The 16,421-nt window shown below is 71.3% G+C and carries 15 protein-coding genes; 7 read left to right on the top strand and 8 right to left on the bottom strand.

Annotated features, from left to right (window positions below; genetic code table 11):
* Positions 1 to 54: 54 nt before the first annotated feature.
* Positions 55 to 294: a hypothetical protein gene (locus ACQEVZ_RS31585; RefSeq protein WP_344501702.1), complete on the bottom strand. Its 240-nt coding sequence runs from the start codon at positions 292 to 294 to the stop codon at positions 55 to 57.
* Between the two features lie 5 nt (positions 295 to 299).
* Complete coding sequence (mca, locus tag ACQEVZ_RS31580) at positions 300 to 1,163, bottom strand: mycothiol conjugate amidase Mca (protein WP_360558053.1); 864 nt, start codon at positions 1,161 to 1,163, stop codon at positions 300 to 302.
* Between the two features lie 280 nt (positions 1,164 to 1,443).
* On the opposite strand from mca, the gene ACQEVZ_RS31575 reads away from it, so the two are divergent.
* Complete coding sequence (locus tag ACQEVZ_RS31575) at positions 1,444 to 1,860, top strand: DUF4307 domain-containing protein (protein ID WP_344501704.1); 417 nt, start codon at positions 1,444 to 1,446, stop codon at positions 1,858 to 1,860.
* A gap of 85 nt (positions 1,861 to 1,945) precedes the next feature.
* Positions 1,946 to 2,446, top strand: a complete 501-nt coding sequence (gene greA / locus ACQEVZ_RS31570; RefSeq protein WP_344501705.1) for a transcription elongation factor GreA — start codon at positions 1,946 to 1,948, stop codon at positions 2,444 to 2,446.
* A gap of 3 nt (positions 2,447 to 2,449) precedes the next feature.
* On the opposite strand, the gene ACQEVZ_RS31565 is transcribed toward greA, so the two are convergent.
* The 5 genes from ACQEVZ_RS31565 to ACQEVZ_RS31545 form a co-directional block, all read right to left on the bottom strand.
* Entirely contained in the window at positions 2,450 to 3,472 is a 1,023-nt protein-coding gene (locus ACQEVZ_RS31565) for a M48 family metalloprotease (RefSeq protein WP_433373180.1), read from the bottom strand.
* Between the two features lie 96 nt (positions 3,473 to 3,568).
* Positions 3,569 to 4,795 (bottom strand): threonine ammonia-lyase, encoded by a 1,227-nt coding sequence (ilvA, locus tag ACQEVZ_RS31560; protein ID WP_433373177.1) that lies wholly within the window; start codon positions 4,793 to 4,795, stop codon positions 3,569 to 3,571.
* On the bottom strand, positions 4,792 to 5,505 hold the full coding sequence (locus ACQEVZ_RS31555; protein ID WP_354890871.1) for a hypothetical protein: 714 nt from the start codon (positions 5,503 to 5,505) through the stop codon (positions 4,792 to 4,794). Before ACQEVZ_RS31555 ends, ilvA begins: the two co-directional genes overlap by 4 nt.
* A gap of 8 nt (positions 5,506 to 5,513) precedes the next feature.
* Positions 5,514 to 6,899, bottom strand: a complete 1,386-nt coding sequence (locus ACQEVZ_RS31550; RefSeq protein ID WP_433373174.1) for an amidase — start codon at positions 6,897 to 6,899, stop codon at positions 5,514 to 5,516.
* 36 nt (positions 6,900 to 6,935) lie between these two features.
* Positions 6,936 to 8,078: a cystathionine gamma-synthase gene (locus ACQEVZ_RS31545; protein ID WP_344501710.1), complete on the bottom strand. Its 1,143-nt coding sequence runs from the start codon at positions 8,076 to 8,078 to the stop codon at positions 6,936 to 6,938.
* Positions 8,079 to 8,294: 216 nt separating this feature from the next.
* Between ACQEVZ_RS31545 and msrA the strand changes: the two genes are divergently transcribed.
* From msrA to ACQEVZ_RS31530, 3 genes are all read left to right on the top strand, one after another.
* On the top strand, positions 8,295 to 8,891 hold the full coding sequence (gene msrA / locus ACQEVZ_RS31540; RefSeq protein WP_354890943.1) for a peptide-methionine (S)-S-oxide reductase MsrA: 597 nt from the start codon (positions 8,295 to 8,297) through the stop codon (positions 8,889 to 8,891).
* 251 nt (positions 8,892 to 9,142) lie between these two features.
* Complete coding sequence (locus ACQEVZ_RS31535; protein WP_433373171.1) at positions 9,143 to 11,080, top strand: IPT/TIG domain-containing protein; 1,938 nt, start codon at positions 9,143 to 9,145, stop codon at positions 11,078 to 11,080.
* 149 nt (positions 11,081 to 11,229) lie between these two features.
* Positions 11,230 to 12,342 carry a hypothetical protein gene (locus tag ACQEVZ_RS31530; RefSeq protein ID WP_433373168.1) on the top strand — a complete coding sequence of 371 codons (1,113 nt, stop codon included), beginning with the start codon at positions 11,230 to 11,232 and terminating at the stop codon, positions 12,340 to 12,342.
* A gap of 283 nt (positions 12,343 to 12,625) precedes the next feature.
* Here ACQEVZ_RS31530 and ACQEVZ_RS31525 read toward each other — a convergent pair whose 3' ends face one another.
* A complete protein-coding gene (locus ACQEVZ_RS31525; protein ID WP_344501713.1) occupies positions 12,626 to 12,949 on the bottom strand; it encodes a hypothetical protein in 324 nt (107 codons plus the stop codon).
* A 147-nt stretch (positions 12,950 to 13,096) separates the two neighbouring features.
* Between ACQEVZ_RS31525 and ACQEVZ_RS31520 the strand changes: the two genes are divergently transcribed.
* Positions 13,097 to 14,779: an aminotransferase class V-fold PLP-dependent enzyme gene (locus ACQEVZ_RS31520; RefSeq protein ID WP_360558043.1), complete on the top strand. Its 1,683-nt coding sequence runs from the start codon at positions 13,097 to 13,099 to the stop codon at positions 14,777 to 14,779.
* An 86-nt stretch (positions 14,780 to 14,865) separates the two neighbouring features.
* Complete coding sequence (locus ACQEVZ_RS31515; RefSeq protein WP_433373164.1) at positions 14,866 to 15,783, top strand: S1C family serine protease; 918 nt, start codon at positions 14,866 to 14,868, stop codon at positions 15,781 to 15,783.
* The last annotated feature ends 638 nt before the right edge of the window (positions 15,784 to 16,421 follow it).

Genomic DNA, 16,421 nt, shown 5'->3' with positions numbered 1-16,421 from the left:
AAAGGAACGCGCACCCCGTGAAGGCTAAAGCACGGAAGAAAGGCACAACAGTGGTCAGTGCCGCGATTCTAGGTCGGAGCCCTCGTCACTGCGGTCGTCGTCGGACGAGGTGGCGGGTTTGTCGGGATCCGGGAACTCCGCAGGAAGGCGGCGAATCCGCGCGGTCATGTTGCGGATCAACAACACCGTCGCGATCGCGAGCAGGACGATGATGAGCAGCCCCATGGGGCCGGCCAGACCGCCCGAGCGGGTGTCGCCGAAGTTGTTCTCGGCGAGGAACTGCCACGCTTGCATACTGCCTACCTTACGCCCGCGAAAAGATCGTCTTCCGGCGTGCGGGTGTCGACGTGCGACTTCACCAGCTCGTAGTCCTCGGTGGGCCAGATCTTCTGCTGGATGTCGAGCGGGACGGCGAACCAGAAGCCGTCGGGATCGACCTGCGTGGCGTGCGCGCGCAGCGCGTCGTCGCGGGCCTCGAAGTATTCACCGCACGGCACGCGGGTGGTGACCCGGTCGCCCTTGTCGGGGCGCTCCTCCCACTGCTTCATCCACTCGGTGTAGGGCGACTCGCCGGTCGTCTCCAGCATCGCCTCGTGCAGCGCGAGCATGCGGACCCGGGACCAGCCCATGTTGTAGTACAGCTTCAGCGGCTGCCACGGCTCGCCGGTGCCGGGATAGCGGGCCGCGTCGCCGGCGGCGTCGAACGCCACCATGCTCACCTTGTGCGTCATGACGTGGTCGGGGTGCGGATAGCCGCCCTCCTCGTCATACGTGGTGATCACGTGCGGGCGGAACCTGCGGATCAGCTCGACCAGCGGCGCCGCCGCCTCCTCGGGGTCCATCAGGCCGAAGCAGCCCTCGGGCAGCGGCGGCAGCGGGTCGCCCTCCGGGAAGCCCGAGTCGACGAAGCCCAGCCACGCCTGGTCGACGCCGAGGATCTCCCGGGCCCGGTCCATCTCCGCGCGGCGGATGGTGGCGATGTTCTCCCAGACCTCGGGCCGGTCGAGCTTCGGGTTGAGCACGCTGCCCCGCTCGCCGCCGGTGCACGTGACGACCAGCACCTCGACGCCCTCGGCGGCGTAGCGCGCCATCGCGGCCGCGCCCTTGCTCGACTCGTCGTCAGGATGCGCGTGCACCGCCATCAATCGCAGTTGCTCGCTCACGCCGCCACCTCCGCTGACGCTCCGGCGCCGGCCTGAGCGAAAATCCGCAGCACCGGTGAGCGGTCCGAGCCGCTCCGCTGACCGCTCATGCCGTCACCTCCGCTGACGCTCCGGCGCCGGCCTGAGCCAAATACTGCAACGCCGGTGAGCGGTCCGAGCCGCTCCGCTGACCGCTCACAAGCTCTCCTCAAGGTGTCCGTCAACCCCGCGGTGGGGGCGCCCCGGGTTACGACCCTATTGTGGTCGGTACCTCCGACGAAACGACGAGGACCGTCATCCCGTGACCGAGACGCACGCCACAGCCAAGTACCCGCCCGGCCGCTACGGCCGCCGCCGGGAGCCCCGGCCGCGCCGCACCTGGCTGGTCGTGCTCCTCGCCGCCGTGGCGGGGGTCGCCGGCGTGCTCATCGCGGTGAAGCTCTTCCAGCAGTACGGGCCGCAGGAGTACGAGCCTCAGGTCCAGCGCTTCTACGCGGTCAGCGACGACGGCATCACGGTGGACTTCGTGGTCCGCAAGGACGCGTCGAAGGAGGCGACCTGCCGCGTCCGGGCCCGCTCCGCCAGCGGCGAGGAGGTCGGCCTGGCCGAGGTCGACGTCCCGAAGGGTGCCGAGGCACCGGTCACCTACCGGCTGGCGACGAGCGCCCGGCCGGTCACCGTGGAGGTCCCGGCCTGCGGCCCGCGCCGCACCCGCTGAGCACCCAGCATTTTCCATGCCGACGGTGATGCGGCTCACTGGTACTTTGGTGGTTTGACCGAGCGTGCCCGTAAGGAGATCTTCAGTGTCGACGACCGACGGCGACCAGGGGACAACCTGGCTGTCGCAGGAAGCATTTGACCGGCTGCAGGCCGAGCTGGACGAGCACATCGCCAACCGGCCGGCGCTCGCCGCGGAGATCAACGCTCGCCGCGAAGAGGGTGACCTGCGCGAGAACGGCGGCTATCACGCCGCCCGCGAGGAGCAGGGCAAGGCCGAGGGCCGCATCCTGTACCTGAAGGAGTTCCTGCGCAAGGCGGTCGTCGGCGAGGCGCCGACCAGCAACAAGGTCGCGCCCGGCACCGTCGTCACGATCCAGTTCGACGACGACGAGGACGACACCGAGACGTTCCTGCTGGGCTCACGGGAGATCGCGGCGACGACGGACCTGACCGTCTACAGCCCCGAGTCCGCGCTGGGCAAGGCGATCCTGGGCGCCGGCAAGGGTGACCAGGTGAAGTACACCGCCCCGAGCGGCGCGCAGATCGCCGTGAAGGTCATCTCGTTCGAGCCGTTCGCCGGCTGAGCATCACAACGCTTTGAGGGTCCGCGCCGAGCTGGCGCTGTGTCGTGCCAGCTCGGCGTCGATCCGCTCGTTGCGCGCGCTGTCGAGCACGACCGCCGCCGACTCCGGCGCGGTCGCCTCGATCAGCCGGGCCCGCAGCCCCGACGGTGGGTGGGTGGCGAAGAGCGAGATCTCGCGCTCCGTCTCCGCGTCACGCCGCGACGCCAGCTGCGGCCGCAGCTCGTCGAGCAGCTGCCGGGTGGTCTGCGGCCACTCGGCGACCGGCCGCCCGGCCCGGGCGTCCCGCATGATCAGCATCCCGAGGCTCTCAAGCACGACCAGGGTGTCGAGCAGGTCGACGGTGGCCGCGCGGCCGGCCAGCCGGGCCGCGACCCGGTCGGCGCGGTATTCGGCCCGCTGCCCCTCCCGCAGCACCTGGACGGCGAGGGCGGTCCTGGGCACCCACAGCAGGCCGCGCACGACCAGCTTGACCAGGTTCAGCAGCGGCCTGACGACCCAGACGACCAGGAACCCCTCGCTTGTCCAGACGTCACCCTCCCGCCTGGACTCCGGCTGGAGCAGCGTGTCGAGCTCGGCCAGGGTCGTCCACGACGGCTGGACCAGCAGCCCGCGCCGCGGGTCGCCGTTGACGAAGTGGCCGAGCTCGTGGCCCAGCAACGCCATCCGGGACTGCCGCGGCAGCGCGTTCCACAGCGGCAGGCCCAGCACCAGGGTCGGGTGGCGCCGCAGGCCGACCGTGTAGGCCGCCGCGTCGAACAGGTCGCCCTCGACGTAGACCCGCGGGACCGGCGCACCGACCGCGGCGGCCGCCTCGCGGACCAGCGCGTGCAGCTGCGGCGCCTCCGCCGCGGTGACCTCGGTCGCATACTTCGGCACCCGGCCCATGCGGGGCCGCAGGAGGACCGCGAGGGCGATCACCACCAGCCCTACGAGGATGCCGGGGGTCGAGACGGTGCACAGCCAGATCCCGGTGGCGAGCAGGCCCAGGACCACCCCGTACAGCAGCAGCGACGACACCAGGAGCACACCGGAGCCGACCGTCGTGCTTTGGTCGGCCCCACGGCTGAAGGCGTCGAAGGTGGCGAAGGTGTGGCGGTGTGCGAGCCGCTTGCCGAAGATCTTCTACGCGCCGAAGGTCACCGTGTATCCGGCCGAACGGAGGGCGTTGACCAGCCGGTCGGAGTGTTCTGAGCCGCGGGTCTCGACCGACAGGTGGATCTCGACCTCGCCGAGCTGCAGGCGCGGGTCCTGGCGGCGGTGGGCGACGTCGACGACGTTGGCGCCGTGCTCGGCGATCTGGGAAAGGATCTTCGCCAGGTGGCCGGGGCGGTCGCCGCAGCGGACGGTGAAGGCCAGGTAGCGGCCGGCGGCGGCGAGGCCGTGCTCGATCACCCGGAGCATGAGCATCGGGTCGATGTTGCCGCCGGAGAGGACCGCGGCGGTGGGGGTCTCGACCTCGACGGCGCCGGCGAGCAGGGCCGCGACGCCGACGCTGCCGGCGGGCTCGACGACGGTCTTGCCGCGTTCCAGCAGCATGAGCAGCGCCCGGGAGATGTCCTCGTCGGTGACCGTGACGACCTCGTCGACGAGCTTGCTGACGTGGGCGAACGTGAGGTCGCCGGGGCGGCCGACCGCGATGCCGTCGGCGATCGTGCCGAGCGCGGCCAGGCGGACCGGGCGGCCGGCGCGCAGCGACTCGGGGAAGGCCGCCGCGCCCGCCGCCTGCACGCCGATGATGCGCACGTCGGGGCGCAGCGCCTTGACCGCGACGGCGAGGCCGGAGATGAGGCCGCCGCCGCCGATGCCGGTGACGATGGTCCGCACGTCGGGCAGCTGCTCGAGCAGCTCCAGGCCGAGGGTGCCCTGCCCGGCGATGATGTCGGGGTGGTCGAAGGGGTGAATCAGCACCGCGCCGGTGCGGTCCGCGAACTCCTGCGCGGCGACGAGCGCCTCGTCGACGGTGCCGCCCGCGAACTGGACCGCGGCGCCGTAGTTCTTGGTGGCGGCGATCTTCGGCAGCGGCGCGCCGACGGGCATGAAGACGGTGCTGGTGGTGCCGAGCAGGCCGGCCGCGAGGGCGACGCCCTGCGCGTGGTTGCCGGCGCTGGCGGCGACCACCCCGCGGCGGCGTTCGTCCGCGCTGAGGCGGGCGATCCGCACGTACGCGCCGCGGACCTTGAACGATCCGGCCCGTTGCAGGTTCTCGCACTTGAGCCAGGCAGGGCCGCCGAGCTTCGCGGTGAGCGGCCGGCTGGGCTCGACCGGTGTCCGGCGGATCACGCCGGACAACAGGTCGCGTGCCGCCTCGATGTCGGCGAGCGTCACGAGCCCCGAGGAAGGTTCCGTCATTCCCTGATCGTGCCACCGACCGCGACCGGCAGCACCACCGTCCAGTCCTCGTTCGTGGAGCGCAGCGCCCGCAGGGTCGCCGGTGGCACGAGGGATCCGCGGAGGCGGGCGACGCGGCCGTACTGCGCGCTGGTCACGCGGGCGATGAGGATCAGCGCGACGACCGCGGCGGCGATGCCGAGCGCCGCGCCGGGCAGGCGCAGCAGCAGCTGCCGGCCGAACAGGTGCGACACGAGCGCCCGGTCGACGGTCCCGCCGGCGGCGACCCGCTCCCGGACGTCGTCGATCTCCCGCAGGTTGTCGAGGCCGGCCAGGACGGCGACGCCGACGGCGGTCACCGTGAGCAGCAGGCCGAGCCACCACAACCAGGTGAGCACCGTCATCCTGCGGCGCAGCAGCGGTGACCGGCCCACGCTGCCGACGGCGACGTCCATGAGCGGCACCGCGGACGTGGCACGGATGCCGAACGCCGCCAGGTTCGACCGGGCCCGGCCGGCCCAGCCGGCGAACGCGACCCAGGCGGTCAGCACCGCGACGGCGAGGGCGGCCCAGCCGCCGAGGCGCACCGCCGCCGCGTCGGTGCCGGGGCGGTGCGCGGCCCAGATGTCGACGAGGGGCAGGAACGCCACGCACAGGTGGGTGAGGGCCGCCCCGGCGACCGCGAGCATCGCCGCGGTCGCCCAGCCGGAGATCGCCCTGATCCGCCGCATCGCCCGCCCTAACGCCGCGCCGCGACGCGGGGCCAGCCCGGCGCGTGCCGCCGCCACGGAGCGGCCTGCTCGACCTGGCCGGCGAGGGCGAGCAGCAGCAGCTCGGAGCCGGGCGGCCCGACGAACTGGACCGCGGCGGGCAGCCCGTCGGCCCGGACACCGACCGGGATCACGATCGCGGGGAAGCCGGCGAAGTTCCACGGCGCGCTGTAGGGCGCGTAGCGGGTGTTGACCAGCATGTTCGCCGACCAGGAGCGCTCCGACCAGCGCACGGCGCGCGGCGGGGCGGTCGCGAGGGCCGGGGTGACGAGCACGTCGTGGCCGCCGGCCAGGAACCAGTTGCGGCAGCGCTCCCGCCACTCGTCCCGGTCGGCGGGCTTGACCATGCCGCGGCGCAGGGCCTGCTCGCCGAGCGCCACGTGCCGGCGGGTGCGCGGCTGCAGCCGCGACACGTCCAGCTCGGCGGCGTCGCCGGCCGCGCCGGCGAACCAGGTGGCGAGGACCTTCGCGGCGAGGGCCGGCGGATAGGTGGGGTCGGCGCGCACCGCGTCATGGCCGAGGCCGAGCAGCAGGCGGACGGCGTCGCTGAGCCCCTTGCGGGCGCCCGCGTCGGGGAACACGCCGGTGGCGGGGCTGCGCGACGACACGGCGATCCGCAGCTTCCCCGGCGTCTGCAGCGCTTCGGGGGTACGGCCGGCGATGACCGAGAAGCCCAGCGACGCGTCGCCGACGGTGGTCGCGAGGATGCCGTTCTCGGCGAGCCCGTGCCAGTCGTTGGCGCCGATGCCGGCGGGGACGACGCCCCGGCCGGGCTTGAGGCCGACGAGCCCGCAGCAGGCGGCCGGGATCCGGATCGAGCCGAGCCCGTCGTTGCCGTGCGCGATCGGCACCAGGCCGGCGGCGACCGCGGCGGCCGACCCGCCCGACGAGCCGCCGGGGGTCCGGTCGGTGCGCCACGGGTTGCGGGTGACGCCGTCGGCGTCGTCGGTGATCCCCCAGATGCCGAGCTCCGGCATCTTCGTCACGCCGACGACGACGGCGCCCGCGCCGCGCAGCCGCCGGACGACCTCGTGGTCGTGCTCGGCGACGGGCCCGCGGGCGGCCGCCGAGCCGTTCCACGTGGGCAGGCCGGTGACCGCGATGTTCTCCTTCACCGCGATCGGCACGCCGGCCAGGGGCAGGTTGCGCAGCTCCGGCTGGTCGTCGACGATCTCCGCCTCGGCGATCGCCTCGCCGGCCCGGACCTGCCGGAACGCGCCGACGATCCGGTCGTAGGCGCGGATCGAGTCGAGGTGGTCGGCGACGACCTCCGTCGCTGACGTGTCACCGCGGCGCACCGCGCGGGCGATCTCCCGCGCGGTGATGCCGACCCAGGTGGTGGAGCGGTGCAGCATGGTGAGACACCTTCCGGCCGATGGGCGTTCAGTGTCTCAACGAGCGAGGGCTTGCTCCAGGTCCGCGAGAAGATCGTCGATCGTCTCGATGCCGACGGACAGCCGGACGAGGTCGCCGGGGACCTCCAGCGGCGAGCCGGCCGCGCTGGCGTGGGTCATGCGGCCGGGGTGCTCGATCAGCGACTCGACGCCGCCGAGGGACTCGCCCAGCACGAACAGCTTCGCCCGGTTGCAGATCTCCACGGCGGCCTCCTCGCCGCCGGCGGCCCGGAAGCTCACCATGCCGCCGAAGCGCCGCATCTGCTTGGCCGCGACCTCGTGGCCGTGGTGGTCGGGCAGCCCCGGGTACAGGACCTGGCGCACCGCCTTGTTCCTGGACAGGAACTCGACGACCTTCTCCGCGTTGTCGCAGTGCCGGTCCATGCGCACGCCGAGGGTCTTGATGCCGCGCATGGTCAGCCACGCGTCGAACGGGCCGCAGACGGCGCCCATCGCGTTCTGGTGGAAGGCGAGGCGGTCCAGCAGCTCGTCGTCGCTGCCGACGAGGGCGCCGCCGACGACGTCGGAGTGCCCGCCGATGTACTTCGTGGTGGAGTGCACGACGATGTCGGCGCCCAGGTGCAGCGGCTGCTGCAGGTACGGCGAGGCGAACGTGTTGTCCACCACCAGCAGCGCGCCGCGGTCGTGGGCGACCTGGGCGAGCGCGGCGATGTCGGCGATGCCGAGCAGCGGGTTGGTCGGGGTCTCCAGCCAGACGATCTTCGTGCGGTCGGTGATCGCGTCGCGGACCGCGTCGACGCTGTGGATCGACGCCGGCGTGTAGTCCAGGCCCCACCGCTGCGCGACCTTCGAGAAGAGCCGGTAGGTGCCGCCGTAGGCGTCGTCGGGGATGACCACGTGGTCGCCGGGCACGCACACCGTGCGCAGCAGCGTGTCCTCGGCGGCGAGGCCGGAGGCGAAGGCGAGGGCCCGGCGGCCGCCCTCGATCGCGGCGAGGCACTCCTGCAGCGCGTCGCGGGTCGGGTTCTGGGTCCTGCTGTACTCGTAGCCGCGTCGGGGGTGGCCCACCGCGTCCTGCGCGTACGTGCTGGTCTGGAAGATCGGCGGGACCACCGCTCCTGTGGCGGGGTCCGGCTCCTGGCCGGCGTGGATGGCGAGGGTCTCGAAGCCGTGCGTCATGGACCGACCATAGTGCGGGACGGGGTGAGCCGAGTCACGGGTCGGCACAATCCGCTCGCCGGGTCGCAGCCGTAATGACCTGATAAGGCGGACGGGCCTGTCGCGAGGCAGACTTGAGCCCACGAGCTTTGTAAGGAGCTGATCGTGTTCCCGTGGATCCGTAAGCCGCTCGACCTGCCCACCGCCGACACCGCGCTCGCCGGCCGCGACACCGAGATGCCGGTCGCGGCGACCCACACCGTGCTCGGCACCCCGCTGCGCGGGCCCTGGCCGCTGGGCCTGGAGGTCGCGTATTTCGGCATGGGCTGTTTCTGGGGTGCGGAGCGCATCTTCTGGCGCATCCCCGGCGTCCACTCCACCGCCGTCGGCTACCAGGGCGGGTTCACCGCCAACCCGACCTACGAGGAGACGTGCTCCGGCCGGACCGGTCACACCGAGGCCGTCCAGGTCGTGTACGACCCGCTGAAGGTCTCCTATGAGACGCTGCTGAAGGCGTTCTGGGAGAACCACGACCCGACCCAGGGCATGCGCCAGGGCAACGACGTCGGCACCCAGTACCGTTCGACGATCTACACGACCACGCCGGCGCAGGAAGCGGCCGCGGCCGCCTCGCGGGAGGCGTTCGCCCCGGTGGTCCGCGCCGCCGGCAAGGACGAGATCACCACCGAGATCGGCCCGGCCGGGCCGTTCTACTACGCCGAGGACTACCACCAGCAGTACCTGTCGGACGTGAAGAACCCGTACGGCTACTGCAACCACGGGCCGAACGGCATGACGTGCCCGATCGGCGTGGGCTCGCTGCCAACGCTCTGACCTTTCCGCGACAACGGGCGCCCCGGCTTCGGGGCGCCCGTTTCCTTGTGCGCGAAGTGTGAGCAACCTTCGAGTTTCTCGTCACCTTCAGCAACCGTACTGATACTTTGAGTGACGATCCGGCATGCGTGTCCCTGTTTCAGGTGATCTGTGCCTATCGATTGCTCCCATCCCGCGGTCTGACGGAGGAGACGACCAAAGTGCAAGTCAAGACAAAGCAACGCGGTGTTGCCGCGGCGCGCATAGGCGCCGTGCTGACGCTCGCGACGGCCGGCCTGGTCGCGGTCGGGACGCCGGCGTTCGCCGCCACGACGCTCTCACCGAGCACCGGCCCCGTCGGCACGGTGATCACCGTGACCGACTCCGGCACGAGCTTCACCGGCGCGACGCGCGTGCAGTTCCAGTGGAAGTCGACCGGTAACGCTGCGTGTTCGGCCACTGCCCTGACCCCGACGCCACCCAGCGCCTCGGACCCGACCACACAGACCGGCGGCGTCATCGAGGTGCCGGCGGCCAACATCAAGGTGACCTCCTCCAGCGCGATGGACGTGACCGTCCCGGCGACGCTGACACTGCTCGGCAACCCGGCGCAGATCACCGCCCAGTACTTCGTCTGCGCCTACAACGCGGCCGGCACGACGCTGCAGAACGCCTCGGACGAGGTGTTCACGCTCAACGGCAGCCTCGTCCCGAGCGCGGCCTCCGGCCCGACCGCCGGCGGCAACACGATCACCGCCACGGCCATCGGCAAGGTCTTCAACACCGGCTCCGTGTACGTCCAGTTCCAGGACAACACCGGATGCACCTCGACCTACTCCGCCGTCAGCAGCACCATCGTCGCCGTGCCGGCCGCCAGCGTGAAGATCCTCGGCGGCACGCCACCGACCAACAAGCTGTCGATCACCGTCCCGGCCGGTGTGGTCAACGCGGGTGGCTTCACGACCGAGGACTGGTACATCTGCGCGTACAGCGGCAACACCGCCGGTAACGCGAACAGCCCGCTGATCGCCGGCTCCGGCCTGCAGTACACCGTCGGCCCGGTCCCGACGATCTCGACCGTGACGCCGACCACCGGCCCCGCCGAGGGCGGCACGACGATCACCGTCACGGGCACGAACATCCCGACCGGCGGCGTCGGCATGACGGCGCTGCTCGGCGGCTCGCCGCTGACCGACATCGTGGTCGCCGGCAACAACCTGTCCTTCACCGCGACCGTCCCGCCGCACGCCGCGGGCGGCCCCTTCGCCCTGTCGCTGACCACCACCGGTGGCACGGTCACGAAGCCCGCCGTCTTCAGCTACACCAACGGCATCACCGTCACGCCCAAGAACTCGCCGAACACCCGGAACCAGGGCACCGACCTCGACATCACCGGCGTCGGCTTCACCGCGCTCGACTTCAGCGGCAACTCCTCCGGCGGCCTGACGCCGGACAACGCCAAGGCGCACGTCTACCTGGTCCGGGGCGCCTACAACCCGGCGGCGGGCACCACCCCGACGGTCAAGACCAACCCGCAGGTCGCGGAGTGCCTCGACGTCACGGTCGTGGACGACAACGAGCTCATCTGCACGCTCTACACGGCCGGCACCGGCTTCGCCGGGGCCAACTCCACCCGCGCGCTCAGCGGCTGCACCGTCGCCTCTGGCTCCGCCGCCGTGGTCGGCTCGGCCACCACCACCTCGTGCAACTTCTCGGCCTCGGACGTCGGCATGGCGGTGACCGGCACGGGCATCCCGACCGGCACGAGCATCATGGCGTTCACCGACGCGACGCACGTGACGCTGTCGAAGAACACCACGTCCGCGGTGACCGCGATGACGCTGAACACGAACCGGGTCATCGCCGACGCCGCGACCACCAGCGGCTCGAACACGCTCGGCACCTCGGCGGCCGCCGCCTTCAACGCCGGTGACGTCGGCCGGGCGATCAGCGGCCCGGGCATCCCGAACGGCACCAGGATCGTGAGCGTCAGCGCCGGTGTGCCGACGCTGTCGAACGCGGCCACGGCGACAGCGACGACACCGTCCCTGACGCTGCACTCCGGCATCCCGATCCCGAACGGCACCTACACCGTGACGGTCGTCAGCAACGGTGCCGTGGGCGCGCAGCTCACCGCCGGCTACTCGCAGACGATCATCTCCAGCGGTTCCACCTTCACCGTCGCCGATTACCTCATGGCGATGAACTGACCCACCACGCGATAAGGGCGGCCCGGAGTGCAATCCCGACTCCGGGCCGCCGTCGCATTCCTGAAGGATTCTCACTACTGACGGCAATACTGCTGTTACTTTGAGTGAGCATCCCCAGTCAGCCGTTCAGCCTGAGAGGACCCTGCTCAATGTCTTTCGTGCAATCCCGCTTCGCCAGAGTGGCCGGCGCGGGCACGGCCGCGGCAACAGCGCTCAGCGCGGCGGCACTGGTCGCCACGCCGATGGCGGCCCACGCCGCCCCCGCCGCCACCTCGATCACCATCGCATCACCGGCCGGCGGCAAGGTCGCCGCGGACACCGACAAGCAGGTGGTCATCATCAACGTGGTCGGCCTGACCGGCGCGACCCTCGACGAGAACTCGGTGGAGAGCGTCGACCTCGGCGCCGACACCGACTGCCAGGGCCTCGACTTCTACATAGTGACCGGGACGACCCAGATCGCGACCAAGACGCCCACCGGCGGCTGCGCGCCGACGTCCGGCGTCGCCTCCGAGACGATCGCGATCAACTTCGCCAACAGCGGCGGCACCCTCACCAAGGCGCTGTCCGGCCTGGTCTTCATCGCGCCCCCGAAGCTCGACACCACCGCCCCGGTCATCACCGACCTGAGCAGCGCGCTGCAGTCCGCGGACCAGATCCAGCAGTTCCTCTCGACCGGCGGCCAGACCATCCGCGTCAAGGCCGACAACGACTTCACATTCAGCGGGGCCAACGGCGTCCTGAGCGCCTCGCTCGGCGGCAAGCCGCTGACCGAGGTCAAGGTCTGGAAGAAGACCGACGGCACGCAGATGACCACGGCCCCGTCCGGCACGACCGAGAACGGCAACTGGTTCACCGGCAAGACCGCCGCCGGCATGACCAACGGCAACCTGTCGATCACGCACAACGGCGTCACCAAGACGTGGAGCGCCACCGACCTCGGCACCAGCGTCGTCACGGTGCCGGTGCTGACCGCCATGACGCCGAACATCGGCAAGATCAACACCGCCACCAGCGTGACGCTCACCGGCACCTTCACCGGCGCCACCGGCGTCAACTTCTGCGGCGTCGCCGGCACCAACTTCGTGCTGAACACGGCCGGCACCTCGATCACCGTCAAGACGCCGACCAGCGGCCTCGCCGACGACCCGGCCGGCCTCGGGACCGGCAACTTCTCCGGCGTGTGCCCGGTGAAGGTCGTCGCCCCCGCCGGCTCGAACATCCACACCGCCAACTCGGTGTTCTCGTTCGTCGCCGAGTGACGCACGGCAACGGCCCGGCCTCCACATCGTGGAGACCGGGCCGTTCCGGTTTGCTGGGGTTTTGGCAGGCGAGGGCACACCATCGCGATATATGCGGGGGAACCACGAAAGGTGTGCCCTCGCCTGCCGGGTAGACCCGCCCGATCCCTGGGGAGGACGCCTGGCCGGAGGCGTTCGGAGCCGGCGGAGGCATGCCGGCAACCGTGTCCGAGCGGGTCTTTGTGTCGCGGTGACCACGGCCATGGCGGGAGCGCCGAAGTCACCGCTCAGATCAACGATCGTGCTAGAGAAAGGTTCCCCGGTTGCCGCCGGCGCGGTGCCAGCCGCCCCTGGAACGCTGCGGGGCGCCGAGGTCGATCCGCCAGTCGGGCATCGTCCTCAGGCTGTAGAGGTCGTGCCGGGCGGTCCAGGCCTCGTTCCACGGCCGCCGCGAGGCGGCCTCGGCGTTCTCGGCGAGCCGGCGTGGCGCGCACGGCCACTCCCGCCCGCACCAGATGCACTGTCCGTCACCGTCCGACCCGTTGTGCCGGCTCAGGATCTGCGTGGCGTCGCGCCACAGCAGACGGTCGACGACGTCTGTTGGCTCGGACTGGTCAACACTGACCAACTTCCCTACCCCCAAACTCTTGAGGCTCCCTGAGAACCTCCGGACGAAACGTTAAACAATCGGGCTGCACGCGTGGGCGGACAGCCTGTGCGATTCCCGTGCGACCACTCGAAAGGGGACGGCGTGGCGGAGCGGATAATGGCCCCCATGGAGAGCCCCCTGCTGCAGCGCATCCGCGACGCCGTCATCGGTGACGACCAGGTGATGTGGGGGCCGTATGGCGCGCGCCGCGTGACCTACGCCGACTACACCGCGTCAGGACGGGCGCTGGACTTCATCGAGCGGTTCATCCGTGACGAGGTGCTGCCGCGGTACGCGAACACCCACACCGAGTCCTCCGGCACCGGGCTGCAGACGACCCGCCTGCGGGAGGACGCCCGCCAGATCGTCAACGACGCCGTCGGCGGCGACGCCGAGACCGTGGTCATCTTCACCGGGTCCGGCTCGACCGCCGCGATCGACAAGATGGTGCACATCCTGGGGCTGCGGGTGCCGGCCGGGCTCGACGACCGCTACGACCTGACGGCGCACATCCCGCCCGCCGACCGGCCCGTGGTGTTCATCGGCCCGTTCGAGCACCACTCCAACGAGTTGCCGTGGCGGGAGTCCATCGCGGACGTCGTCGTCATCCCCGAGGATCACAACGGGCACATCGACCTGTCGCGCCTGCGGGCCGAGCTCGAGCGGCACGCCGACCGGCCGCTGAAGATCGGCTCCTTCTCCGCGGCGTCCAACGTCACCGGGATCGTCAGCGACACCCATGCCATCTCGGCGCTGCTGCACGAGCACGGCGCGCTCTCCTTCTGGGACTTCGCCGCCGCCGCGCCTTACGTGGACGTCGCCATGTACGGTCCCGGCCCCGGCCAGTACAAGGACGCGGCCTTCATCTCGCCGCACAAGTTCGCCGGCGGGCCCGGGACGCCCGGCGTCCTCGTCGTGCGGCGCGAGGTGCTGCGCAACCGCGTGCCCACCGTGCCCGGCGGCGGCACCGTCGACTACGTCAACCCGACCGACCACCACTACATCGCCGACGCCGCGCACCGCGAGGAGGGCGGCACCCCGGCGATCGTCGAGTCCATCCGGGCCGGCCTGGTCTTCCAGCTCAAGCAGGCCGTCGGCACCGACACCATCCGCGACCTCGAGGAACGCTTCCTGCGCGAGGCGATCACGTCGTGGAAGACCAACCCCAACATCGAGATCCTCGGCAACCTGGACGCGTCGCGGCTGTCGATCGTGTCGTTCGTGGTGAAGCGGCCCGGCGGCCGCTACCTGCACCACAACTTCGTGGTGTCGCTGCTCAACGACCTCTTCGGGATCCAGTCGCGGGGCGGTTGCTCCTGCGCCGGCCCGTACGGCCACCGCCTCCTCGGCATCGACATCGAGCGCTCGCAGCGCTTCGAGCAGGAGATCATCGCCGGCTGCGAGGGCATCAAACCCGGCTGGGTCCGGGTGTCCTTCAACTACTTCATCTCCGACGCCGTACTGCGCTACATCGTCGACGCCGTCCACTTCGTCGCCACCAACGGCTGGGCGCTGCTGCCGCAGTACCGCTTCGACCCGTACACCGGACTCTGGAAGCACAGGGACGGCCTGGTCGAGCCGCCGCTGCGCCTCTCGGAGCTGCACTACGACGCCGACGGCGAGCTGCGCTGGCCCTCCAGGCACGAGCGCGCGCCCGAGTCGGCGCTGGCCGGTTACCTGGACGAGGCGGCGCTCATCGTCGCCGAGGCCGCGCAGGTCTCACAGGTCGAGCAGCCCGACGGCGTCGTCTCCGCCAACTTCGAGGCCCTCCGCTGGTTCGAGCTGCCCGCGATCTCGCTGTCGACCTGACGGGGCTCTCGCCGTTCGGCCTGACGGGGTATTTCGCTGTCGGCCTAACCGGGCATGGACGCGTGCCGCGCGGCGTTGCGTGCGGCATGGACCCCGAATCCGACGCGCTCGACACGTACAGCAGGGTCGTCTCCGGCGTGGCGGCGGCCCTCCTGCCGAGCGTCGCCAGCCTCAGCGTCCGCGGCCACTCCGGCTCGGCGGTCGTCTACACCCCCGACGGCTTCGTGCTGACCAGCGCCCACGTCGTGGCGGGCGCCGACGGCGGGCTCGCCGAATTCACCAACGGGGTCAGCAGCAGGTTCGACGTCGTCGGCGCCGACCCGCTCGCCGACCTGGCCGTGCTGCGCATCCACGAGACGGGCGTGCCACCGGCGACCCTCGGCAACGCCGACGACCTGCGCATCGGCCAGCTCGTCGTCGCCGTCGGCAACCCGCTCGGCCTGGCCGGCTCCGTCACCGCCGGCGTCGTCAGCGCGCTCGGCCGCTCGCTGCCCGTCCGCGACGGCCGGCACGTCCGCCTCATCGACGACGTCGTGCAGACCGACGCCGCGCTCAACCCGGGCAACTCCGGCGGCGCCCTGGCCGACGCCTCCGGCAAGGTCGTCGGCATCAACACGGCCGTCGCCGGGATCGGGCTCGGCCTGGCGGTGCCGGTCAACAGCACGACCCGCCTGATCATGTCCGAGCTCATGGCCACGGGGAAGGTGCGCCGCGCCTGGCTCGGCGTGGCCGGCACACCCGTCGCGCTCCCCCAGCCGCTCGCCGACCGGGTCGGGCAACGCAAGGGCCTCCGGCTCGTCGAGGTCGTGCCGGGCAGCCCGGCGGGCCTGGCCGGCCTGTACGTGGGCGACGTGGTCCTCTCCGCGGGCGGCCGCCCGATCGTCGGCGTCCAGGACGTGCAGCGCCTCATGCTGGGCCCCGCCATCGGCCAGCGCCTGCAGATCACCGTCTTGCGCAAGGCCGCCCTGGTCGACGTGGTGGCCGTCCCCGAGCCGCTGCGCTGACCCCGCGCCTCCACCACTCCGCCCGGGCATCCCCCGCGGCGGGTTCTGACCCACCCATCCACAGCCGCCGCACGATCAACCCTCGATCCACCGGGCGACTTGAACTGGAGTGGATCGCACACCGCCTATTGGACGAAAGCCGCATTCCTAGGCATTGACCAACGTCTGCACTACCGGCGGGCAACCCGAGGTCCCGCCGCTTGGCAAACCGGCGCAGGCGAACCCGCGCTCACCGACCACAGCGGCTTCCGGCCCACCCGTTCATAGATGTTGCGCGACCTACCCCCGATTCAGAGATCAATCTGCGGGTGGATCGCGCACCTTCTATGGGACGAAAGCCGCACATTCGGGCATTGACCAACGTCTGCGCGCCGCCAGCAGGCAACCCCGGCCCCGCCGTTTGGCAGACCCGCGCAAGCAGGCCCACCCACGCAGACCCGCGCAAGCAGGCCCGCGCCGCAGGCGAACCCACCCACGCAGGCCCGCAAAAGCGGACCTCACGCTCATCAACCGCGACAGCTTCCAGCCCAACCGCCCAAAGGCGTTGCGCGATCCAACCTCGGTTCGGGGACTTGAACCAGGTAGGTCGCGCAACGCCTACGAGCGAAAAGCCGTACATCTGGGCATTGACCAACGTC

Origin of the sequence: Dactylosporangium sp. CA-152071 (assembly GCF_050936335.1) — a bacterium.
Lineage (GTDB): Bacteria > Actinomycetota > Actinomycetes > Mycobacteriales > Micromonosporaceae > Dactylosporangium > Dactylosporangium maewongense.
This window is presented reverse-complemented; position numbering and strand designations above follow the sequence as displayed.